This is a genomic window from Candidatus Skiveiella danica (genome assembly GCF_022705245.1).
Lineage (GTDB): Bacteria > Pseudomonadota > Gammaproteobacteria > Burkholderiales > Burkholderiaceae_C > Skiveiella > Skiveiella danica.
Genome location: NZ_JAKJEW010000018.1, coordinates 72,495 through 91,621, shown reverse-complemented (window position 1 = coordinate 91,621; position 19,127 = coordinate 72,495). Strand labels below are relative to the sequence as shown.

Sequence of the window (19,127 nt, the reverse complement as noted above, 5' to 3'; positions counted from 1 at the left end):
CACCAAAAACCACGGGGCTCGCGAGCCCCGTGTTTGCTTGGCCGGTTTCGGCGGCAGGCATCAACTGCCGCTGGATTTGTTCTTGTTGTTGTTGCTGATGATGATGGCAGCAGCACCGCCAGCGCCAATGATCAAGGCGGGAATCATGCTGGAGGTGCCAGCGGCCGCAGCCACGGCGACTGGGGCACCGACGGGATTAACGGCCGCCCACAACGCCGCGCAGTCGTTGGTGTCGCTGACCTTGATGGACTCGTTCGCCTTGAGCGTTACGTCGCAACCGTTGTCGAAGTCAAGGGTGACCCCCCCGGTGGAGGTGGTGATGATGCGGTCGTCAACGATGAGTGGAGCGCCTTCGGTGGCATTCGAGAGCCGGCTCCCGCTAGTGACAGTCACCAGACCGGTGACATTGACGATCTTTCCAATCGCCTTGGGCTGCTGCGCCCAAGCCGACAAAGCGGCAACCGCCGTAATCAATGCAATGGCAACTTTTTTCATATTTCACCCAATTTGTTCACCCGTGTTTGTTTATTCTAACGATTCCGATGGTTTCTTGGTCTTTTTTTTCTGGATGGCATCGGTGGACGGGTTGATGTACCGGTTTCGTGCGGGTTCAGGAAACTTATGGCTTAGCACTCAATCAAAGAGAGTGCTAACATTCAATCTGGATGAAAGGATTTTCTGGCATGAACATTCAAACTGGATCGCCTTCGAACGCTTTGGCCCTGAGCAACCCGTGGGCAAACACGTCGCTGACGCTGCCCGCGCTGGGCAACCTGGACGCCTACATTTCGGCGGTGAACCGCCTGCCGATGCTCTCGCTTGACGAGGAGCAGACGCTGGCGCGGCAGTTGCAGAAGGACAACGATCTGGAGGCGGCCGGGAAGCTGGTGCTGTCGCATCTGCGGCTGGTGGTGTCGGTTTCGCGCAAATACCTGGGCTACGGACTGCCGCACGGCGACCTGATCCAGGAGGGCAACATCGGCCTGATGAAGGCGGTGAAGCGCTTTGACCCCGACCAGGGCGTGCGCCTGGTGAGCTATGCGCTGCACTGGATCAAGGCGGAGATTCACGAATACATCCTGAAGAACTGGCGCATGGTGAAGGTGGCGACCACCAAGGCGCAGCGCAAGCTGTTCTTCAACCTGCGCTCGATGAAGCAGGGCTTCAAGGCCGACGCGGGCATTGACGACCCCACGCACCGCGACACGCTGAGCGAGGGCGAGATCGACATCATGGCGCGCGAGCTGAACGTGAAGCGCGAAGACGTGATGGAGATGGAAACCCGCATGGCCGGCGGCGATGTGCTGCTGGACCCGAGCCCCTCCGACGACGGGGAGCAGGCGTTTGGCCCGATTGCCTATCTGGCCGACACCCGCCACGAGCCGACCGCGATGATCGAGGCGCACCAGCGCGACGTGATGGCGAGCGACGGCATTGCGGCCGCGCTGGAGACGCTGGATGCGCGCAGCCGCCGCATCGTGGAAGAACGCTGGCTGAAGGTGAACGACGACGGATCGGGCGGCCTGACGCTGCACGACCTGGCCGCCGAGTACGGCGTGAGCGCCGAACGCATCCGCCAGATCGAGGTGGCGGCCATGAAGAAGATGAAGACGGCGCTGGCGGCCTACGCCTGAATTGGCCTGCCCTGTCCTGCCCTTCATGAAGCCCGGCTGGTCCGGGCTTTTTCTTGGCCGATCGGTCTGGTATTGATAGCAGACGATGACCATTCCACGCTGGGAAAAGCCCTTTCTTTCTGGATAAACAGCGCCCGGCGCCAGTGCGTGCCTGGCGCAGCGGCTCAGCTGCCCTTGAGCAGCAGCTTCACGTCGGCGGCCAGGGCGGGCGCGCCGCTTGCATAGCGGTTGTACAGGCGCAGGCGGCCTTGCGGGTCGTACATGTAGCTGCCGGCCGAGTGGTCCATGGTGTAGCTGGTGGGGGTCTTGCCCTCGACGCGCTTGTAGTAGACCTTGAAGTCCTTCGCCACGGCAGTCAGCTGCTCCGGCGTGGGGATCAGCGCCAGGAAGCTGGGGTCGAAATTGGTCATGTACGCCTTGAGCATCTCGGCCTTGTCACGCTCGGGGTCCACCGTGACGAAGATGCCCTGCAGTTTGTCGCCGTCCGGGCCCAGCAGCTTCTTGACCTCGGCAAGTTCGGCCATGGAGGTGGGGCAGACGTCCGGGCACTGGGTGTAGCCGAAGAAGACGATGACGACCTTGCCCTTGAAGTCGGCCATGCTGCGCGGCCGGCCATTGTGGTCGGGCAGGCGCAGATCCTTGGCGTAGTCAGCGCCGGTGATGTCGACCCCGCGAAACTGCGGCCTGGTCTCGGAGCAGCCGCCCAGAAGGCCAAAGCCCAGCGTCAGAAGGACACCGGATGCTGCAATTTTGAGAGCGTTTCGCTTGTTCATGGCGCCTGGAAGAGGTAGTGGTCCACCAGCAGTGCGGCGAACAGGCCGCTGAGGTGGATCAGGGAGAAGCGGAAGGTCTTGCGGGCCAGCGCATCGGAATAGTGGCGCCAGAGCGCGAAGGCGTAGCCGATGAAGCCCGCGCTCAGCACGACGGCCACGCCCAGGTAGAGCCAGGAACTCATGCCGTAGATGAACGGCATCAGGCAGGCGGCGAACAGCACCAGCGTGTAGAGCAACACCTGCAGGCGTGTGAATTCATTGCCGTGTGTGACCGGCAGCATGGGCAGGCCGGATTTGCGGTAGTCCTCCACGCGGTACAGGGCCAGTGCCCAGAAGTGCGGCGGGGTCCAGAGGAAGATGATGAGAAACAGGATCAGCGCCTCGGGGCCGACGTCGCCGGTCATCGCGGCCCATCCGAGCACTGGCGGCATCGCGCCGGAGGCGCCGCCGATGACGATGTTCTGCGGCGTGAGCGGCTTGAGGATGACGGTGTAGATCACCGCATAGCCGACGAAGGTGGCGAAGGTGAGCCACATGGTGAGCGGGTTGACCTGCCAGTAGAGCAGCGCAGAGCCGATGGCGCACATCACGCTGGAGAAGAGCAGCGCCTGGCGGTCGCTGAGCTCGCCGCGGGCGGTGGGGCGCCAGGCGGTGCGGCGCATCTTGGCGTCGATGCCTTTCTCGACCAGGCAGTTGAAAGCGGCGGCGGCGCCCGCCACAAACCAGATGCCCAGGCTGGCCAGCACCATGCGCTGCACCTCGCGCCAGCCGGGCACACCGGGCACGGCCAGCACCATGCCGATGAGCGCGCAGAAGACAATCAGCTGGATGACGCGCGGCTTGGTCAGCGCATTGAACTGCCGGATGAGGGACGGGGTGTTCACGGGGGGTGCGGCGGCACTCATGCGGGGGACCTTGATGCGGTGATTCGGTGGGGGGCCGTGCGGCTGGCGGCGAGCGCCCAGGTCAGCACGACCACCAGGGCGGCGGCGCCGCCGGTATGGGCGACGGCGGCCAGAAGCGGCCAGCCGAGCACGATGTTCGACAGGCCGGTGACGAGCTGCCAGGCCGCCAGCGCCGCGAGCCAGCGCGCCTGCGCCCGCTGCACGCCCGCGCGCAGCAGCTGCCAGGCCAGCAGGCCGAGCGCGGCCAGCACCGCATAGGCCGCCAGGCGGTGAACGTAGTGGATGGCGGTGAGTGCGGCAAAGTCGATCGGGGCGCCGGCTCCGGTGTGGCCCAGCGGGCGCCAGATTTCAAAGCCCTGGGCAAAGTTCATCGCGGGCCACCAGCTGCGCTGGCACATCGGGAAGTCACTGCAGGCGAGCACCGCGTAGTTGGTGCTGACCCAGCCGCCCAGCGTGACCTGAAGCAGCACCAGCGCCGCCGTCAGCCACAGGCCGCTGCGCAGCCCGGGGGCGAGCGCCTCGACCGCCCCACCCTGCCCCGCCTGCTGCTGGCGCACCGCCTGCGCACACAGCAGGGCCAGCAGGCCCAGCCCGCCCAGCAGGTGCAGCGTGACGATGGCCGGGAACAGCTTCATGGTGACGGTGAGCGCGCCGAAGGCGCCTTGCAGGCAGACCCACACCAGCGTGAGGGTGGGCCACCAGGGGCTGATGCCGGCCGTCGACCCGCCCCGGCGCCGCTGCAGCCAGCTGGCAATGGCCAGCGTAAGGATGAGCACGCCGACCCCGGTGGCCAGGTAGCGGTGGACCATCTCGACCCAGGCTTTGCCATGGGTGACCGGGCCGCTGGGCATGGCGCTCTGGGCCGCTGCGATCTCGGCGCTGGCACCCAACGGGCTGGCCTTGCCGTAGCAGCCGGGCCAGTCGGGGCAGCCCAGGCCCGAGTCAGTCAGGCGGGTGAAGGCTCCGAAGAGGACGAGGTCGAAGGTCAGGAACAGCGTCAGCAAGGTGAGCGCCTGGGTGCGTCTGCCGGCTGCGGCACCGGTGTTGCGCAGCCACACCCAGGCCAGGGGCCCGAGCGCCAGCAACACGCCCATGCCCATCAGGCGGGCCAGCGGTGCGAAGTCGACCAGGGCCTGGTTGTTCACGGCTGCGCCTGGCGGGCGGGTTGGGACGGGCGGCCGGGTTCGTCCCAGGCGTTGGCGGCGCGCAGAAGGCGCTCGACGTCGCGCTTGGCCTTGGCGGCGCCGGCAATGTCCAGCCGTGCGGGAAATCGCATCATCCAGTTGCCCTGGGGGTCCACCAGGTACAGATGATCCGCCAGCGCGTGGCCGGGCGAAGGGGCGAGCCACTGCGACAGCCCCGCTGCGGGCACGCGAAGCACCGTGGCCTGCGCCAGGGCGGGACGCATGGCCTCGGGCACGGGCGCATCGTCAGGGATGAGCCAGACCCAGTCGAGCCGATCCTTGTCCTTGCCGAGGCCTTCGCGCAGCTGGCGCTGCAGGTACAGGTGCTGCTGGCAGGCAGCATCGCAGGCACCTCCGGCCACGCTGACGAGCAGCCACTGGTCCTTGAGAGCACGCAGATTGCCGGGGCGGCCGTCCAGATGGGTGGCGGCCAGGTCGGGCAGCGGGCGCAGCGGATCGATGAGCTCGCCATGGTTGCGCCGGCCTTCGGGGCGGATGACGTAGTAGGTGAAGTAGGAGGCGATGACGGGGGCGGCGCAGACCAGCGCCACGATGATCATCTTCCAGCGGCCCTGCCAGACTCGGCGGCCGCTGTCTTCGCGCATCGCCTCGTCGGGCACCGGCAGGGCGTACACGGTCAGCGGCAAGGGCTCATCGTGGCCGGCCGGGCGTGAAGAAGAAGGGTCGGACAATTTGGAACCAGACATAAAGAATTGCTATCAGGGCGGCCAGTCCAAACCACTGGAAGGCATACCCGTAGTGTTTGTCGACACCGGTGGCGGGCTCGCCCCACTGGCGCAGCAGCCCCTCGCTCGGATCGCCGGTCTGCACCACGGTGAGGTCCAGCAGGGGCCGGCTGAGTTCTGCGCCGTACTGGGCCAGGTCGAGATTTTGCCGGATGGGCCCGCCGGGTGCGCCGGCGAAGTCGTAAAGCCGTCCCGGCGGCGGTGCGATACGGCCCTGCACGGTGACCAGGCCCGCCGGCGTCTGAACCCGGGGCAGCGCCGTGCGATCCCCGAAATTGCGGGGAATCCAGCCGCGCTGCACCACGACCACCGCCGCGCTGCCCTCGATCTGCAGCGGGGTGAGCACGAAGAAGCCGGGCTTGCCGTTCATCTGGCGGTTGTCGAGAAACACGGTGTGATCGGCCAGCCAGTGGCCCCGCACCACCACCGCCCGGTGCAGCGGCGCGCCCTTTTGCAGCGCGTCGGCCTCCAGCGGAGGAAGGCGGCGCTGCGCGTCGATCTGCGCCTGGAGCGCTTCCTTGCCGGCTGCCCGGGAGAGCTGCCACGCACCCAGGGACGCGGTGGTCGCGATGCCGACCGCGGTGGCCAGGGTGATCAGCCAGAAGCGCCAGCCCGCGCCCGTCCGGCTCACGGGATAATCCCCGGCATGACGTACCTTGTTGTGTTGGCCTTCATTGCGATCCTTGCGAGCCTGGGATCGGCCCTGTATTTCATGATGCACCGCGGCAACGGTGTGGCCGACGAACGTGCGAAGTCTCGCGGGATGGCGCGCGCACTGGCGTTTCGGGTCGGGTTCTCGATCGTGCTGTTTCTGTGCATTCTGCTGGCCTGGAAGCTGGGCTACATCCATCCCACCGGGATTGCCCCGGGGCGTTGAGCCGCTTGCCACCGAAAGCAAAAAAAGCGCCTTGCGGCGCTTTTTTTGCGGGCTGCGTCAGCTTACATCCAGTAGACCAGGACATACAGGCCCAGCCACACCACGTCGACGAAGTGCCAGTACCAGGCGGCGCCTTCGAATCCGAAATGGCGCTCAGCGGTGAAGTGCCCTTTCATCAGGCGCAGCGTGATGAACAGCAGCATCAGCATGCCGACAAACACGTGGAAGCCGTGGAAGCCGGTGAGCATGAAGAAGGTGGATCCGTAGACGCCGGAGGCGAGCGTGAGGTTGAGGTCACGGTACGCGTGGAAATACTCGTAACCCTGGACACACAGGAAGACGATGCCCAGGATCACGGTGACCCACATGAAGCCGATCGTCCTGGCACGCTGACCCGCTTGCAGGGCATGGTGTGCAATGGTCAGCGTGACGGCTGAAGTCAGCAGCAGCGCGGTGTTGATGGTGGGCAGCCAGAAAGGCCCCATGGTCTGGAACGGCTCGACGATGCCGGCCGGCGACGCGGTGGCGCCGGGCGAGACGCTCGGCCACACCGCCTTGAAGTCGGGCCAGAGCAGCGCATTGCCGAGGCCGCCCAGCGAGGGCACCGAGTGCACCCGGGTCCACCACAGCGCGGTGAAGAAGGCGCCGAAGAACATCACTTCCGAGAAGATGAACCAGCTCATGCTCCAGCGGAAGGAGAGGTCGATCTTGCGGCCATAGAGACCGCCTTCGCTTTCGGCGACGGCGTCGCGGAACCATTGGTACAGCACCCCCAGCCACCAGGCCAGACCGAAAAACAGGGAATACTTGCCCCACTCGACGCCGTTGACCCATTGGCCGGCGCCCAGGATCACGAAGAACAGGCCGAACGCCGCCATGAAGGGGTGGCGCGAGGGTTCTGGAACGTAGTAGTAAGGCGTGGTGCCGTGGGCGGTTGAACTCATTGCTTCTCCTGCTCTCTCGATTGCTTGTCTGTGTCTCTCGGATGGGTGCGGCCGCTCAAGGCGCCACAACCCAGTTCACCAGGGCGACGAGCCCCAGCACAAAAATGACGGCCGCGCCGATGCCGGTGACGATGAGGTGAAACGGGCTGACCCGCTCCATGTCTTCCTGCAGACCGCTCTTCTTGCGGATGCCCAGGAACGACCAGGCCACGGCGCGGACGGTGCGCAGCAGGGACCCGCTGGAAGGCGCGGAACGCTGGGCTGGCTGGTTCATGAGCCTGCTCCGGTGGGCGCCAGCACGGTGGCCGCGGCGGTAGGGGACGACGGGGCGGCCGGCGTCTTGCCGCCCACTTCAAAAAAGGTGTACGACAGCGTGATGGTGGTCACGTCCTTCGACAGCTTGGGATCGATCACGAACGAGACCGGCCACTGCTTCTTCTCGCCCGGTGCCAGCGTGTACTGGTTGAAGCAGAAGCACTCCAGCTTGTTGAAGTGCGCCGCAGCCTGGTGCGGCGCATAGCTGGGAATGGCCTGAGCGGCCATGGTGCGGTTCTGGGTGTTCTGGAACTCGTACATCACGGTGGTCAACTCACCGGGGTGCACCTGCACGTAGCGCGTGGCAGGCTTGAAATCCCAGGGCCCGCGGGCATTGGCGTCGAACTCGACCGTGATGGTGCGCGAGCGGTCGACCTGCGTATTGCCGGGCACGCGCACGTCCTTGCCGGCGACACCGTTGCCGGGCACCTGGCGCTCGGACAGGGAAAGGATGTTGATGCCGGTGGCTTCGCAGATGTGCTTGTAGATCGGGATCAGCGCGTAGCCGAACGCGAACATGCCGGCCGTGACCACGACCAGCTTGCCCACCATCCTGACGTTTTCGCTGCGAATGCGCATCGGTCGGTCCGTTCAGCCGCCCAGCAGCACGATGCGGGCGAAAAAGCCGACGAAAAACACGGCCGCGACGGTGGCAAGAATCAGCCCCAGACGGGCGTTGGCCTTGCGTTGCTCTGGCTTCATCATCGCGGGCACCCCGGCGGTCAGCCGATCACCTTGGTGGCGGTGGCGTCCAGCTTGGGCGGGTTCTCGAAGGTGTGGAAGGGCGCGGGCGACGGAATCTCCCACTCCAGGCCTTCGGCACCGTCCCATGGACGCTGCGGCGCCTTCTGCCCCTGGCCACGCATGACGGGCAGCACGACGAAGAGGAAGAAATAGACCTGCGCAAAACCGAAGAAGAAGCCCCCCACAGAAGCCACCGCATTGAAGTCGGCGAACTGCATCGGGTAATCGGCATAACGGCGCGGCATGCCGGCCAGGCCGAGGAAGTGCATCGGGAAGAAGGTGACGTTGAAGGAAATCAGCGACCACCAGAAATGGATCTTGCCGCGGGTTTCGTTGTACATGAACCCGGTCCACTTCGGCGACCAGTAGTAGAAGCCAGCGAACAACGCGAACAGCGAGCCGGCCACCAGCACATAGTGGAAGTGGGCCACGATGTAGTAGGTGTCCTGCAGCTGGATGTCGATCGGGGCGATGGCCGGGATCAGGCCAGTGAATCCGCCCATGGTGAACACGAAGATGAAGCCGACGGAGAACAGCATGGGCGTCTCGAAGGTCATCGAACCGCGCCACATGGTGGCGATCCAGTTGAAGATCTTCACGGCGGTGGGCACGGCGATCAGCATGGTGGCGTACATGAAGAACAGCTGGCCCGTGACCGGCATGCCGGTGGTGAACATGTGGTGCGCCCAGACGATGAACGACAGGATGGCGATGCTCGACGTGGCATACACCATGGAGGCGTAGCCGAACAGTTTCTTGCGGGCGAAGGCCGGAACGACCTGGCTGATGATGCCGAAAGCCGGCAGGATCATGATGTAGACCTCGGGGTGGCCGAAGAACCAGAAGATGTGCTGGTACATCACCGGGTCGCCGCCGCCGGCGGGGTTGAAGAAGCTGGTGCCGAAGTGGCGGTCGGTCAGCGTCATGGTGATGGCGCCGGCCAGCACGGGCATCACGGCGATCAGCAGGTAGGCGGTGATGAGCCAGGTCCAGGCGAACATGGGCATCTTCATCAGCGTCATGCCGGGGGCGCGCATGTTGAGAATGGTGACGATGATGTTGATCGAACCCATGATGGACGACGCGCCCAGGATGTGCATCGCGAAAATGCCGGCGTCCATGGAGGGGCCCATCTGCAGTGTCAGCGGCGCGTACAGCGTCCAGCCGGCAGCGGGTGCGCCACCGGGCATGAAGAACGAGCCGGCCAGCATCAGGGCGGCGGGGATCATCAGCCAGAAGCTGAAGTTGTTCATGCGGGCGAACGCCATGTCCGAGGCGCCGATCTGCAGCGGGATCATCCAGTTCGCAAACCCGACAAAGGCCGGCATGATGGCGCCGAACACCATGATCAGGCCGTGCATCGTGGTGAGCTGGTTGAACAGCTCGGGATTGACGAACTGCAGGCCGGGCTGGAACAGCTCTGCACGGATCATCAGCGCCAGCACGCCACCGATCATCAGCATGGTGAACGCGAACAGCAGGTACAGCGTGCCGATGTCCTTGTGGTTAGTGGCGTACACCCAGCGGCGCCAGCCGGTGGGTGCGTGGTGATGGTCGTCGTGGGCGTGTTCGCCGTGGCCGTGGTGGTCGAGGACTGCACTCATGTCGGTTTCCTTCTCAATTCTTTTCCGGATGCGGCTCGGGCTTACTTGCGGGCCGTCTTGACGTCAGCGGGCTGCACGACCTGGCCGGTCTTGTTCGACCAGTTGTTCTTGGTGAACGTGATGACGGCGGCGATCTCGGTGTCGGACAGCTGCTTCCAGGCCGGCATGGCGCCATTGTTCTGACCGTTCAGCAGCACCGCAATCTGCTTGCCCTTGTCCGCATCGAGAACGACGGCGGCACCGTCAAGAGGCTTGATCGGGCCGGCGCCCTTGCCGCTGGCCTGGTGGCAGGCCGCGCAATTGGCGGCGTAAACCTTCTCGCCACGGGCGACCAGGTCGGCCTGTGTCCAGACCTTGGTGGGATCGTCCGCCTTGGCGGCGAGCTTCTTCTTCTCGCCTTCGACCCACGCGGTGTAGTCCTGAGCGGACAGCACCTTCACGTGGATCGGCATGTAGGCATGCTCCTTGCCGCACAGCTCCTGGCACTGGCCGTAGAAATCGCCGGTCTTCTCGGCGCGGAACCAGGTGTCACGCACGAAGCCGGGAATGGCGTCCTGCTTGATGCCGAACTGGGGCACGGCGAAGGCGTGGATGACGTCGTTGGCCGTGGTGATGATGCGGATCTTCTTGCCCACTGGCACCACCAGGGGGTTGTCCACCTTGAGCAGGTAGTTGTCGCCCTGGGGCTTGCCAGCGTTGGACATGACACGGTGGGAGTTGTCCAGCGTCGAGATGAAGCCGATGCCCTCTCCCTCGCCCTTGAGGTAGTCGTAGCCCCATTTCCACTGGTAGCCGGTGGCCTTGATGGTGAGGTCGGCGTTGGTGGTGTCCTTCTGGGCCACCAGCAGCTTGGTTGCCGGAAGGGCCATCAGGATCACGATGATGAAGGGGATGACCGTCCAGACGATTTCGACCGTGACGGATTCATGGAAATTGGCGGCCTGGTGGCCTTTGGACTTGCGATGCTTCCAGACGGAATAGAACATCACCGAGAAGACCGCCACAAAGATCACGGTGCACAGGATCAGCATCATCCAGTGCAGCGAATTCTGCTCGGCGGCGATCTTGGTGGCCGGCTCCGGCAGGTTGAGCTGGTTGACAGCGGGGCCACCCGGCAGGTCGTTGACGGCGTGCGCCGCCGTTGCGACCCAGGCGCCGGCCCACACACCCGCATGACACAGCATTGAAGCCAGCTTGTTGGGAATGTTCTTCATCGTTTTCTCTTCTCTTGCCTCAGATTGACCTGCCCACCACTGCGGCACCCTTTGGTGCCGCCACCTCAACATCACGCCTGGCGCAATGCCGTTCGAATCTCATGCGCCAGCGCGGGGCGCAACTCCGGGCGCACGTAGCGACCCACCTTCACCTTGCGCCCCTGCCCCGACACCTCGATCAGCGAGGTGTCGCCAGCCTGGGGCTCGACACGTACCCAGTCCCTGCTGAACTCGGCCCGCTGGTGCCGGCCGCCCAGCGCCGTCTCGACCACCAGACGGCTGCCCCGCAGGGAAATCGTCTCGCCATCACCGGCATGGCGGGCGTAGGCAAAGAATGCCAGACCCACCGCCATCAACTCAATCCACGCAAACCCCAGCACGAAACGCGCACCCATGGCCCAGAACCAGGCACCGATACCCAGCGACGTCACGCACAAGGCTCCGTACGCCCAGCCCAGCTGGGACGGCGTGACGGAGCAATTGCGCTTGAGCATCCAGTCGATGCCCTGACCGGAGACCCTGGCGAACCGAAAAGCCGGATTTGACATGCGTCAAGCTGCTGAAGAAAGAGCCTCGCAAAGAGGCCCCGCGGACAAACAAACAAGGCCGAATTCTAGCCGCGTCTGAATGTGTCTTTGATATTTCTCAAAGAATCCGCTGATTCTATTTGCGCTGGCGCAACGTGCGGCGCATCTCTTCGAGGCTGACCAGGCTCTCGGCTTGCACACGCAGGCGCGGTGCCGGCTTGAAGGCGTGACCGTAATTGATCTCGAAAGTCAGGCTCAGCGGTGCGCCGTCGCCGGCCGCCTGGGCGGCCAGGGCCTCGTGCAGACGCTGCAGCCAGCCGCGCCCACGCAGCCCGGCAAAGCGGCCCGGATGCAGGTTGCGCCCGAGTTCGCGCAGTTCCTGCAGCAGGCGCTGGGGCGTGGCGAAGGTCAGGGTGATGCGTTCCATGTCCATCACGGGTTCGGCGAATCCGGCCTGCACCAGCATGTCACCCCAGTCGTGCATGTCGGTGAATTCGTGCGCTGGCGCCGGCCAGCCCAGTGCGCGGTACAACTCGCGCAGTTCGCGCAAGGTGTCAGGTCCGAAGCAGGAGAACATGAGAAAGCCGTCCACCGCCAGCGTGCGGTGCCAGTGGGCGATCAGGGCCTGCGGGTCGGCCACCTGGTGCAGCAGCATGTTGGCCCACAGCATCTGCAGGCTGCCCTCGGGCGGCGCCTCGAAACGGGTGGGCGCGGCCTTCCAGCGTCCGGGGTGCCACCAGGGCTTGGACAGCACGTCGCGGGCCCGTTGCAGGCGAACGGGACTGGACTCGACCACGAAACATCCAGCATCCGGGTAGCGCTGCGCCAGCAGCTGGTGCGCCTGCAGTCCGCCGCGCACGGCCTCCCAGTGGGCCCACTGCTGCGGCCGCAGCTTGATCCAGGCCAGACGTTCTTCCATGCGCCGGGCCACCTCCTCGTGCAGCCAGGCCGAAGCCGGCGCTTCGCCGGATGGCCATGCGGACGCGGGCATGGACAGGGCGGCCCAGCGCGCGGCAGCAACGGGGTCGATGGTGGGGGGCAGTTCGTGGGTCATGGCGGATGCGCCGGCCAGGGCAAGCGCAGGCGAGGCAGTATATTGATTCCATGTTTCGAGCGTTGATCGAGAGGGCTTCGCGCCGCCTGCCCGCCCGCTGCGCCATTTGTCATGCCTGGCCTTCGCAGGTGGTGTGCAACGCGTGCGTGGCGCGCTTTGCGCAGCCGGTGCCGCGCTGCGCCACCTGCGCCCTGCCGGTGTCGGCGAACGTCCACCAGTGCGGCGCTTGCCTGAAGGAGCCGCCGCCGCTGGATGTCTGCCTGGCGGCGGTGGCGTACCGCTGGCCCTGGGCGGACTGCGTGACCCAGTTCAAGTTCGCGGGTCAGCCCGGATGGGCGGGCGCGCTGGCCACCGTGATGCGCAGCACCCCCTGGGTCGAGCCTGCGCTGGAGCAGGCGGACCGGGTGCTACCCATGCCGCTGGCCCGTGAGCGCCTGGCCGAGCGCGGATTCAACCAGGCGTTGCTGCTGGCGCAGCACCTGGCACCGCGGCGCACCGACGCCCGCCTGCTGCTGCGCACCCGCCACACGCCGGCGCAAAGCGAACTCAAACGCGCCGAGCGCCTGCGCAACGTGCAAGGGGTGTTTGCGGTGGAGCCCCTGCGCGCCCATGAACTTCGGGACCGCCGCGTGGTGCTGGTGGACGACGTCATGACCAGCGGTGCATCGCTGCACGCGGCTTCGCTGGCTTTGCGCCAGGCCGGCGCGGCGCACATCACGGCGCTGGTCTTCGCCCGGACAGAGGTCGTTTAGCGCCCTCGCTGGCAAAAGCATGCGCCGCTGCCGGCGCCTGCGAACCCGGTTCACCGGCGACAATCCGCGCATGTTCCACATCGTCCTGGTCGAGCCCGAGATTCCGCCCAACACCGGCAACGTGATCCGGCTGGCAGCCAACACCGGATGCATGCTGCACCTGATCGAGCCGCTGGGGTTTTCAATGGACGACAAGCACATGCGCCGCGCGGGGCTGGACTACCATGAGTACGCCGAGGTGCGGCGGCATGCGAACTGGGCGGCTTTTCTCGAGAACGAATCGCCGGACCCGACGCGCCTGTTCGCGCTGACGACGCGCGGCACGCGCACCGTGCATGAGGTGGACTTCCACAACGGTGACTGGCTGGTGTTCGGCGCGGAGACGCGGGGCCTGGCACCCGAGCTGCGCGAAACCCTTGCGCCGGCCCAGCAGCTTCGCCTGCCCATGCGCGCAGGTCAGCGCAGTCTGAACCTGTCAAACGCGGTGGCGGTGACGGTGTTCGAGGCCTGGCGGCAGAACGGCTTTGCGTAGACCTGGGCGACGCAAAGCGCGCCCCTATGCGCTATGTATTCAATAGCTGCCCGTGACCAACCGACGCTGGGAAAAGGTCAATCTGACGAAAAAACGGCCAGGACCGGCCGCCTGAGGTGCCCTCAATACCGCCGAGACAGCGATTCGGCGATGCACACCGGCTTGGCCGCGCCCTCGCGCTCGACCGTGATCTCCCAGGCCATCTGGTAGCCGCTGTTGTCGATCGGCTCGGCCGACAGCAGCTTCATGTGCGCGCGCAGCCGGCTGCCCACGGGCACCGGCGCGATGAAGCGCACCTTGTTGAGGCCGTAATTGACGCCCATGGCCGACTCGGTCACGGTGATGGTGGATTCAAAAAAAAGAGGCAGCAGCGACAGCGTCAGAAAGCCGTGCGCAATCGGCCCGCCAAAGGGGCCCTTCTTGGCCTTTTCGACGTCCACATGGATCCACTGGTGATCGCCCGTGGCCTCGGCGAACTGGTTCACCTGTTCCTGGGTGATGGGGATCCAGTCGCTGGTGGCAACCGTCTGGCCGGCGCAGGCGGCCAGTTCCTTGAGGGTCTGGAAAGTTTTCATCGCGTCACTGTAGCGTCAGGCCCGGTCAGGCTGTGTCCAGCCAGCGACAGATGGCCTCCCACTGCGCCAGATCCTTCTCGACGCGACCCGGCGGCACGTCGAACAGCGTGAGGCCGCGCGCCGCCAGATGCACGTAGTTCTGGGTGTCGCGCAGGAAACCCAGCACCGGCAGGCCCAGGCCATCGACGAATTCGCGCAACTGATCGGCGGCAATGGTGCGCGCATCGACCCGCATGCCGACCAGGCCGACCTTCAAGCGCCCGGCGTGGCGCTGTTCGGCCAGTTCGTCCAGAAAGGCGCGCGTGGCGTAGATGTCGAAGATGCTGGGCTGCAGGGGCACGATCACCTTGTCAGCGACGCGAACCATTTCCTTGAAACGCTTGCCGTGCAGGCCGCCCGGCGTGTCGAGCACCACATGGCTGGTGCCCTTGGGCGGGCGGGCCGTCATGTCGGGTGTCACATCCCAGCTGGTGATGCGCCGCGCCACGGCGGGGCGCAAGCCGAGCCACAGGCGCGAGGACTGCTGGCGATCCGCGTCTCCCAGCATCACAGCGTGGCCTTGCGCGGCCAGATACCCGGCCACGTTGGTAGCGAGTGTGGACTTGCCCGCGCCCCCCTTGGGGTTGGCAACGACGATGACCGGCATGGGAGTTCTCCTGTTGATGCGCGGGTTTGCCTGCAGCCGCTTCCTGCGCGGGCGCCGCAGGCATGGCGACGTTCAGGTATGTTAACGGCATGGAACACACTCCCACCTGGCTGGTCAACAGCTTCATTTACCTCACCGCCGCCGTGATCGCGGTGCCGCTGTCGCGCGCACTGGGCCTGGGCGCCATCATCGGCTACCTGGCCGCCGGCATGGCGATCGGGCCCTGGGGCCTGCGCCTGGTGAGCAATGTCGACGACATCCTGCACTTTGCCGAGTTCGGTGTGGTGCTGATGCTGTTCCTGGTCGGGCTGGAGCTGGAGCCGCGGCGCCTGTGGAGCCTGCGCCGGCCAATCTTCGGCTGGGGTAGCGCGCAGGTGCTGGGCTGCGCCGCGGCGCTGGCGGGCGTGGCGCTCGCGCTGGGCGTCGCCTGGCCGACCGCCGTGGTGGCGGCGCTGGGGCTGGCGCTGTCGTCCACGGCAATTGCGCTTCAGGTGATGCAGGAGCGCAACCTGCTGCGCACATCGAGCGGGCAGGCGGGCTTTTCAATCCTTTTGTTCCAGGACGTGGCGGCGATCCCGATCCTGGCGCTGCTGCCGCTGCTGGGCGGCCTGGTGGACGGTGTTTCAGGCTCGAACCAGGCCCTTCCCGGCGTCAATCGGTCCTGGGAAGCTATCAAAGTCATAGGGGTTGTGGGCGGGGTCATCCTGGGCGGCCGCCTGTTGTTGCGCCCGGCGCTGCGCTGGATCGCCCTCAGCAAAACGTCGGAGGTCTTCACGGCGGCCGCGCTGCTGCTGGTGGTGGGCATCGCGATGCTGATGCAGTGGCTGGGCCTGTCGATGGCACTGGGCGCTTTCCTGGCCGGCGTGCTGCTGGCCGACAGCGAGTACCGGCGCGAGCTGGAGACCGACATCGAGCCCTTCAAGGGCCTGCTGCTCGGGTTGTTTTTCATCGCCGTGGGCATGAGCATCGACTTCGGCGTGCTGATCGCGCACCCCGGCGCGATGGCCGCGATTTTGCTGGGTTTCATGGTCGTCAAGCTGCTGGTGATCTATGTCCTGGCCGGCGCCATGAAGCTGCCGTTCCAGGACCGACCGGTGTTCACCCTGCTGCTGGCGCAAGGCGGGGAATTCGCCTTCGTCGTCTTTCAGGCTGCCGCCGGGGCCAGGGTGTTTTCCCCTGAGGTCGCGTCGCTGCTGATCGGCGCGGTGGCCCTGTCGATGCTGCTCAGCCCGCTCTTGCTGCTGGCGGTGGACCGCCTGTTGCTGCCGCGGTATGCGAACTGCAACGTGCCGGTGCTGGAAGAAATCTCGGAGCCGCAGGACGCGCCCATCATCATCGCCGGCTTCGGCCGCTACGGCCAGATCGTCGGCCGCATGCTGTCGGCGCAGGGCATCCCGTCCACGGTGCTGGACCATGACGCCGAAATGATCGAGGCGGCGCGGGCATTCGGCTACCGGGTGTTCTATGGCGACGCGACCCGACTCGACCTGCTGCGCACCGCGGGCGCGGCCACGGCGCGCATCCTGGTGGTGGCCGTGGACGACGTGGAGCAGTCGCTGGCCATCGTGGACCTGGCGCGCGAGCACTTCCCCAATCTGGCGCTGGTTGCGCGGGCGCGCGACGTGACGCACTGGAACGGGCTGCGCGAGCGGGGCGTGACGCGGGTGCAACGCGAGGTGTTCGAGTCCAGCCTGGTGAGTGCGGCCTGTGTGCTGGAACTGATGGGCCAGATGCCTGACGAGGTCAAGGTGCATGTCGGACGCTTTCGCGCGCACAACCTGGCCTTGCTGGAACAGATGTACCCGCACCACAAGGACCGCGCCAAGCTGATTGCGGTGGCCAAGCAAGGGCGCGAGCAGCTGGAGGCGCAGATGGCCCAGGAGCGAGCAGAGCGGCAACAAAACACCGGCGGTGCGATTTCCGAAGGCACCCCGGCGCGTTCCAGCTGATTTATTACATCTAACTGGCCAGTTCCCATCGTGAAATGGTCATTGTTTGCTATGGATTCAGGACTCTTCAGCGGAATGCATCCCACAGCAGCTTGACGCCCGTGAGAAACATCCCGGCAAACACGAAGCGGTAGAACAGCACCGGTTTGACGCGCCGAGCAACACGCACGCCCACCCACACGCCGACCGGCGCCAAGGGCAGCAGCACCAGCGAAGTGGCGAAGTTGCGCGTGTCCAGCAGCCCCAGCCATGCATAGGGAATCCATTTGGCGATGTTGATGAAGAAGAAGAAAAACGCCATGGTGCCGGTGAAGAGCACGGGCCTGAGCTTGAGCGGGATCACATAGGCATTGATCGGCGGGCCGCCGGCGTGGGCGATGAAGCTGGTGAAGCCCGAGGTCACCGTGAGGAGGGCACCGGCCCAGCGTGGCGGCGGCGCGCTGTCGGGCCGGGGCGGGAACATCAGCCGCTGCGCCAGGAACAGCAGGGTGAAGCCGCCCACGATGCCGGCCACGACCTTGGGCTCCAGCACCTTGAACAGCAAGGCGCCGGCCACGATGCCGAGCAGGCCGAAGGGCAGCAGGAATTTCAGCAGTTTGCGATCGAAATCGTTGCGGAACGCCGCCATGCCCAGCAGGTCCATCACCAGCAGCACCGGCATCAGGATGGCCGCCGCCTGCGGCACCGTGACCGCCAACGCCATCATCGGCACGGCCAGTGAGCCAAAGCCCGCGCCGAAGCCGCTCTTGCTGATGCCCAGCAGCAGCACCGCGGGAATCGAGACGGCGTAGAAGAACGGGTCGGTGATGAGGGGAAAAATCATGATGGGGCAGGCCGGGCGCACGGTGCGCAAACCGGCTCTCCATCGGCCAGGCACGCCGGCCCAGGGCCTGCGGCGATGTTACCCGGGCCCGGCATCCCCGTTGCCGCAAGGCGACAATCACCCGATGCGTGACGTTCATTCCTGGAGCGAGGTGCTGCGGCTGCTGCTGGAGCTGACGGCCACGCTCGCCTTCGCCCTGTCCGGCCTGATGGAGGCGGCGCGCAAGCGCCTGGACGCCGTGGGCGTGTGCGTGGTGGCTTTCCTGGCGGCGTTCGGCGGCGGCACGCTGCGCGACCTGCTACTGGACCAGCGGCCGTTCTTCTGGGTGCGCCACGTGAACTGGCTTTGGGGTTTGCTGCTGCTGTGCGTGGCGGCCATGCTGTTCATGCGCAACCGCCACTTTGAACCCACCGAACGCGCCATCCATTGGCCCGATGCGCTGGGGCTGGGCCTGTTCACCGCCGTCGGGGTGGACCGCGCCCTGGAGACCGGCTCGCCCGCCCTGGTGGCGGTGCTGATGGGGCTGGTGACGGGGGTGTTCGGCGGTGTGCTACGCGACATGGTCTGCAACGAGATTCCCACCGCCTTCCGCGACCACCGGCCCTATGCGGTGTGCGCCTTCGCGGGCGGCTGGGTCTACGTGGGCCTGCTGCACGCCCAGGCGCCGGGCCCGGTGGCGTTGCTGGCGTGCCTGGCCGTGACGGCCGGACTGCGCGGATTGGCGCTGTGGCGCAACTGGCAGCTGCCCGCCTGGCAGAGCTGAGCCCGGCTGGCGCTCAGCGCAGGCGCAGGTTCATATGGACCTTGGCGAAGTACCGGCCGTCGACCCGGATCGCGCGCGGCAGCACGCCGAAGGCACCAAAGCCCAGGCGTGTGTACAGGGCCTGCGCGACGTCGTTGCCTTGCGTCACCGTCAGGTCCAGTTGCTCCAGATCCGGCAGCGCGCGCGCCTGCGCGAGCAGTTCGCGCATCAGCGCGCCGCCCACCCCCCGGCCCGCGGCATCAGGCGCCACGTACATGCCCACCACCGCGGCGTTGTGCCGCTCCTTGGGCCGGTAGCGGCCCTGCAGCCCCACCATGCCGACGAGTTCGTCGCCGATGAAAGCGCCCAGAAAAAAATCGTGCGGACGCTCGACATCGGGCCGCAGGCGCGCCTGCGCCCAGGCCAGGGGGCGAAGCTGCTCTTCCTCGAAGCTGGAGGTGAACGCGTCGGGGTGCTCACGCAGCGCACGCAGGCGCAAGGTGCGGTATTCCCCGGCGTCGTCCGGCATCAGGCGCCGAATCACCGGCTGATCACGCGCCATGCCCATGTGCGATCGGAGGCGAACC

At 66.0% G+C, this 19,127-nt stretch carries 24 protein-coding genes; 6 read left to right on the top strand and 18 right to left on the bottom strand.

Features of this window, described 5'->3' with window-relative positions; genetic code table 11:
• Positions 1–60: 60 nt before the first annotated feature.
• Positions 61–495, bottom strand: coding sequence for a hypothetical protein (locus tag ACMUOY_RS11865; protein WP_413892930.1), 435 nt, complete (start codon positions 493–495; stop codon positions 61–63).
• Between the two features lie 188 nt (positions 496–683).
• Here ACMUOY_RS11865 and rpoH point away from each other — a divergent pair, with 188 nt between their 5' ends.
• Positions 684–1,634 (top strand): RNA polymerase sigma factor RpoH, encoded by a 951-nt coding sequence (gene rpoH, locus ACMUOY_RS11860; RefSeq protein ID WP_413892929.1) that lies wholly within the window; start codon positions 684–686, stop codon positions 1,632–1,634.
• Positions 1,635–1,798: 164 nt separating this feature from the next.
• On the opposite strand, the gene ACMUOY_RS11855 is transcribed toward rpoH, so the two are convergent.
• The 5 genes from ACMUOY_RS11855 to ACMUOY_RS11835 are packed head-to-tail and all read right to left on the bottom strand — an operon-like array spanning position 1,799 to position 5,873.
• A complete protein-coding gene (locus ACMUOY_RS11855) occupies positions 1,799–2,407 on the bottom strand; it encodes an SCO family protein (RefSeq protein WP_413892928.1) in 609 nt (202 codons plus the stop codon).
• Positions 2,404–3,312, bottom strand: a complete 909-nt coding sequence (cyoE, locus tag ACMUOY_RS11850) for a protoheme IX farnesyltransferase (RefSeq protein ID WP_413892927.1) — start codon at positions 3,310–3,312, stop codon at positions 2,404–2,406. Before cyoE ends, ACMUOY_RS11855 begins: the two co-directional genes overlap by 4 nt.
• Complete coding sequence (locus tag ACMUOY_RS11845) at positions 3,309–4,412, bottom strand: COX15/CtaA family protein (RefSeq protein ID WP_413892935.1); 1,104 nt, start codon at positions 4,410–4,412, stop codon at positions 3,309–3,311. The genes cyoE and ACMUOY_RS11845 overlap by 4 nt, the downstream gene beginning before the upstream one ends.
• Positions 4,413–4,453: 41 nt before the next feature.
• A complete protein-coding gene (locus ACMUOY_RS11840) occupies positions 4,454–5,203 on the bottom strand; it encodes a hypothetical protein (RefSeq protein ID WP_413892926.1) in 750 nt (249 codons plus the stop codon).
• Positions 5,148–5,873 (bottom strand): SURF1 family protein, encoded by a 726-nt coding sequence (locus ACMUOY_RS11835; protein WP_413892925.1) that lies wholly within the window; start codon positions 5,871–5,873, stop codon positions 5,148–5,150. Before ACMUOY_RS11835 ends, ACMUOY_RS11840 begins: the two co-directional genes overlap by 56 nt.
• A gap of 15 nt (positions 5,874–5,888) precedes the next feature.
• On the opposite strand from ACMUOY_RS11835, the gene ACMUOY_RS11830 reads away from it, so the two are divergent.
• Positions 5,889–6,119, top strand: a complete 231-nt coding sequence (locus tag ACMUOY_RS11830) for a DUF2909 domain-containing protein (RefSeq protein ID WP_413892924.1) — start codon at positions 5,889–5,891, stop codon at positions 6,117–6,119.
• Between the two features lie 62 nt (positions 6,120–6,181).
• Here ACMUOY_RS11830 and ACMUOY_RS11825 read toward each other — a convergent pair whose 3' ends face one another.
• The 8 genes from ACMUOY_RS11825 to ACMUOY_RS11790 all read right to left on the bottom strand — a co-directional run bounded on the left by ACMUOY_RS11825 (position 6,182) and on the right by ACMUOY_RS11790 (position 12,521).
• Positions 6,182–7,063 (bottom strand): cytochrome c oxidase subunit 3, encoded by an 882-nt coding sequence (locus ACMUOY_RS11825; RefSeq protein WP_413892923.1) that lies wholly within the window; start codon positions 7,061–7,063, stop codon positions 6,182–6,184.
• A gap of 55 nt (positions 7,064–7,118) precedes the next feature.
• Positions 7,119–7,337 carry a DUF2970 domain-containing protein gene (locus ACMUOY_RS11820; RefSeq protein ID WP_413892922.1) on the bottom strand — a complete coding sequence of 73 codons (219 nt, stop codon included), beginning with the start codon at positions 7,335–7,337 and terminating at the stop codon, positions 7,119–7,121.
• Positions 7,334–7,957, bottom strand: a complete 624-nt coding sequence (locus ACMUOY_RS11815) for a cytochrome c oxidase assembly protein (protein WP_413892921.1) — start codon at positions 7,955–7,957, stop codon at positions 7,334–7,336. The genes ACMUOY_RS11820 and ACMUOY_RS11815 overlap by 4 nt, the downstream gene beginning before the upstream one ends.
• Positions 7,958–7,969: 12 nt before the next feature.
• Complete coding sequence (locus ACMUOY_RS11810; protein ID WP_413892934.1) at positions 7,970–8,080, bottom strand: cytochrome oxidase small assembly protein; 111 nt, start codon at positions 8,078–8,080, stop codon at positions 7,970–7,972.
• A 20-nt stretch (positions 8,081–8,100) separates the two neighbouring features.
• Positions 8,101–9,726, bottom strand: coding sequence for a cytochrome c oxidase subunit 1 (gene ctaD / locus ACMUOY_RS11805; RefSeq protein ID WP_413892920.1), 1,626 nt, complete (start codon positions 9,724–9,726; stop codon positions 8,101–8,103).
• Between the two features lie 41 nt (positions 9,727–9,767).
• Positions 9,768–10,940 (bottom strand): cytochrome c oxidase subunit II, encoded by a 1,173-nt coding sequence (gene coxB / locus ACMUOY_RS11800; protein WP_413892919.1) that lies wholly within the window; start codon positions 10,938–10,940, stop codon positions 9,768–9,770.
• Between the two features lie 71 nt (positions 10,941–11,011).
• Entirely contained in the window at positions 11,012–11,488 is a 477-nt protein-coding gene (locus tag ACMUOY_RS11795; protein ID WP_413892918.1) for a DUF2244 domain-containing protein, read from the bottom strand.
• Positions 11,489–11,603: 115 nt separating this feature from the next.
• Complete coding sequence (locus ACMUOY_RS11790) at positions 11,604–12,521, bottom strand: class I SAM-dependent methyltransferase (RefSeq protein WP_413892917.1); 918 nt, start codon at positions 12,519–12,521, stop codon at positions 11,604–11,606.
• Positions 12,522–12,571: 50 nt separating this feature from the next.
• Between ACMUOY_RS11790 and ACMUOY_RS11785 the strand changes: the two genes are divergently transcribed.
• On the top strand, positions 12,572–13,273 hold the full coding sequence (locus tag ACMUOY_RS11785) for a ComF family protein (RefSeq protein ID WP_413892916.1): 702 nt from the start codon (positions 12,572–12,574) through the stop codon (positions 13,271–13,273).
• Between the two features lie 70 nt (positions 13,274–13,343).
• Positions 13,344–13,805, top strand: a complete 462-nt coding sequence (gene trmL / locus ACMUOY_RS11780) for a tRNA (uridine(34)/cytosine(34)/5-carboxymethylaminomethyluridine(34)-2'-O)-methyltransferase TrmL (RefSeq protein WP_413892915.1) — start codon at positions 13,344–13,346, stop codon at positions 13,803–13,805.
• A 122-nt stretch (positions 13,806–13,927) separates the two neighbouring features.
• Here trmL and ACMUOY_RS11775 read toward each other — a convergent pair whose 3' ends face one another.
• Together ACMUOY_RS11775 and ACMUOY_RS11770 are read right to left on the bottom strand one after the other, a co-directional pair.
• Positions 13,928–14,380 (bottom strand): MaoC family dehydratase, encoded by a 453-nt coding sequence (locus ACMUOY_RS11775; protein ID WP_413892914.1) that lies wholly within the window; start codon positions 14,378–14,380, stop codon positions 13,928–13,930.
• Between the two features lie 25 nt (positions 14,381–14,405).
• On the bottom strand, positions 14,406–15,026 hold the full coding sequence (locus ACMUOY_RS11770) for a ParA family protein (RefSeq protein ID WP_413892913.1): 621 nt from the start codon (positions 15,024–15,026) through the stop codon (positions 14,406–14,408).
• An 89-nt stretch (positions 15,027–15,115) separates the two neighbouring features.
• Here ACMUOY_RS11770 and kefC point away from each other — a divergent pair, with 89 nt between their 5' ends.
• Complete coding sequence (gene kefC / locus ACMUOY_RS11765; protein ID WP_413892912.1) at positions 15,116–16,975, top strand: glutathione-regulated potassium-efflux system protein KefC; 1,860 nt, start codon at positions 15,116–15,118, stop codon at positions 16,973–16,975.
• Between the two features lie 67 nt (positions 16,976–17,042).
• On the opposite strand, the gene ACMUOY_RS11760 is transcribed toward kefC, so the two are convergent.
• Complete coding sequence (locus ACMUOY_RS11760) at positions 17,043–17,798, bottom strand: sulfite exporter TauE/SafE family protein (RefSeq protein ID WP_413892911.1); 756 nt, start codon at positions 17,796–17,798, stop codon at positions 17,043–17,045.
• Positions 17,799–17,922: 124 nt separating this feature from the next.
• On the opposite strand from ACMUOY_RS11760, the gene ACMUOY_RS11755 reads away from it, so the two are divergent.
• Positions 17,923–18,561 carry a trimeric intracellular cation channel family protein gene (locus ACMUOY_RS11755; RefSeq protein ID WP_413892910.1) on the top strand — a complete coding sequence of 213 codons (639 nt, stop codon included), beginning with the start codon at positions 17,923–17,925 and terminating at the stop codon, positions 18,559–18,561.
• A gap of 13 nt (positions 18,562–18,574) precedes the next feature.
• Here the strand turns inward: ACMUOY_RS11755 and ACMUOY_RS11750 are convergent, their stop codons facing one another.
• A complete protein-coding gene (locus ACMUOY_RS11750; RefSeq protein WP_413892909.1) occupies positions 18,575–19,102 on the bottom strand; it encodes an N-acetyltransferase family protein in 528 nt (175 codons plus the stop codon).
• Between the last annotated feature and the right edge of the window lie 25 nt (positions 19,103–19,127).

What these genes read in the sequence shown, in the direction of transcription:
- ctaD (WP_413892920.1), bottom strand. Translation starts at nt 9,726, where the DNA reads ATGAGTGCAGTCCTCGACCACCACGGCCACGGCGAACACGCCCACGAC.
- ACMUOY_RS11790 (WP_413892917.1), bottom strand. Translation starts at nt 12,521, where the DNA reads ATGACCCACGAACTGCCCCCCACCATCGACCCCGTTGCTGCCGCGCGC.
- ACMUOY_RS11820 (WP_413892922.1), bottom strand. Translation starts at nt 7,337, where the DNA reads ATGAACCAGCCAGCCCAGCGTTCCGCGCCTTCCAGCGGGTCCCTGCTG.
- ACMUOY_RS11815 (WP_413892921.1), bottom strand. Translation starts at nt 7,957, where the DNA reads ATGCGCATTCGCAGCGAAAACGTCAGGATGGTGGGCAAGCTGGTCGTG.
- ACMUOY_RS11750 (WP_413892909.1), bottom strand. Translation starts at nt 19,102, where the DNA reads ATGGCGCGTGATCAGCCGGTGATTCGGCGCCTGATGCCGGACGACGCC.
- trmL (WP_413892915.1), top strand. Translation starts at nt 13,344, where the DNA reads ATGTTCCACATCGTCCTGGTCGAGCCCGAGATTCCGCCCAACACCGGC.
- coxB (WP_413892919.1), bottom strand. Translation starts at nt 10,940, where the DNA reads ATGAAGAACATTCCCAACAAGCTGGCTTCAATGCTGTGTCATGCGGGT.
- ACMUOY_RS11855 (WP_413892928.1), bottom strand. Translation starts at nt 2,407, where the DNA reads ATGAACAAGCGAAACGCTCTCAAAATTGCAGCATCCGGTGTCCTTCTG.
- rpoH (WP_413892929.1), top strand. Translation starts at nt 684, where the DNA reads ATGAACATTCAAACTGGATCGCCTTCGAACGCTTTGGCCCTGAGCAAC.
- ACMUOY_RS11810 (WP_413892934.1), bottom strand. Translation starts at nt 8,080, where the DNA reads ATGAAGCCAGAGCAACGCAAGGCCAACGCCCGTCTGGGGCTGATTCTT.
- kefC (WP_413892912.1), top strand. Translation starts at nt 15,116, where the DNA reads ATGGAACACACTCCCACCTGGCTGGTCAACAGCTTCATTTACCTCACC.
- cyoE (WP_413892927.1), bottom strand. Translation starts at nt 3,312, where the DNA reads ATGAGTGCCGCCGCACCCCCCGTGAACACCCCGTCCCTCATCCGGCAG.
- ACMUOY_RS11840 (WP_413892926.1), bottom strand. Translation starts at nt 5,203, where the DNA reads ATGTCTGGTTCCAAATTGTCCGACCCTTCTTCTTCACGCCCGGCCGGC.
- ACMUOY_RS11775 (WP_413892914.1), bottom strand. Translation starts at nt 14,380, where the DNA reads ATGAAAACTTTCCAGACCCTCAAGGAACTGGCCGCCTGCGCCGGCCAG.
- ACMUOY_RS11755 (WP_413892910.1), top strand. Translation starts at nt 17,923, where the DNA reads ATGCGTGACGTTCATTCCTGGAGCGAGGTGCTGCGGCTGCTGCTGGAG.
- ACMUOY_RS11865 (WP_413892930.1), bottom strand. Translation starts at nt 495, where the DNA reads ATGAAAAAAGTTGCCATTGCATTGATTACGGCGGTTGCCGCTTTGTCG.
- ACMUOY_RS11770 (WP_413892913.1), bottom strand. Translation starts at nt 15,026, where the DNA reads ATGCCGGTCATCGTCGTTGCCAACCCCAAGGGGGGCGCGGGCAAGTCC.
- ACMUOY_RS11795 (WP_413892918.1), bottom strand. Translation starts at nt 11,488, where the DNA reads ATGTCAAATCCGGCTTTTCGGTTCGCCAGGGTCTCCGGTCAGGGCATC.
- ACMUOY_RS11825 (WP_413892923.1), bottom strand. Translation starts at nt 7,063, where the DNA reads ATGAGTTCAACCGCCCACGGCACCACGCCTTACTACTACGTTCCAGAA.
- ACMUOY_RS11785 (WP_413892916.1), top strand. Translation starts at nt 12,572, where the DNA reads ATGTTTCGAGCGTTGATCGAGAGGGCTTCGCGCCGCCTGCCCGCCCGC.
- ACMUOY_RS11845 (WP_413892935.1), bottom strand. Translation starts at nt 4,412, where the DNA reads ATGGGCATGGGCGTGTTGCTGGCGCTCGGGCCCCTGGCCTGGGTGTGG.
- ACMUOY_RS11830 (WP_413892924.1), top strand. Translation starts at nt 5,889, where the DNA reads ATGACGTACCTTGTTGTGTTGGCCTTCATTGCGATCCTTGCGAGCCTG.
- ACMUOY_RS11760 (WP_413892911.1), bottom strand. Translation starts at nt 17,798, where the DNA reads ATGATTTTTCCCCTCATCACCGACCCGTTCTTCTACGCCGTCTCGATT.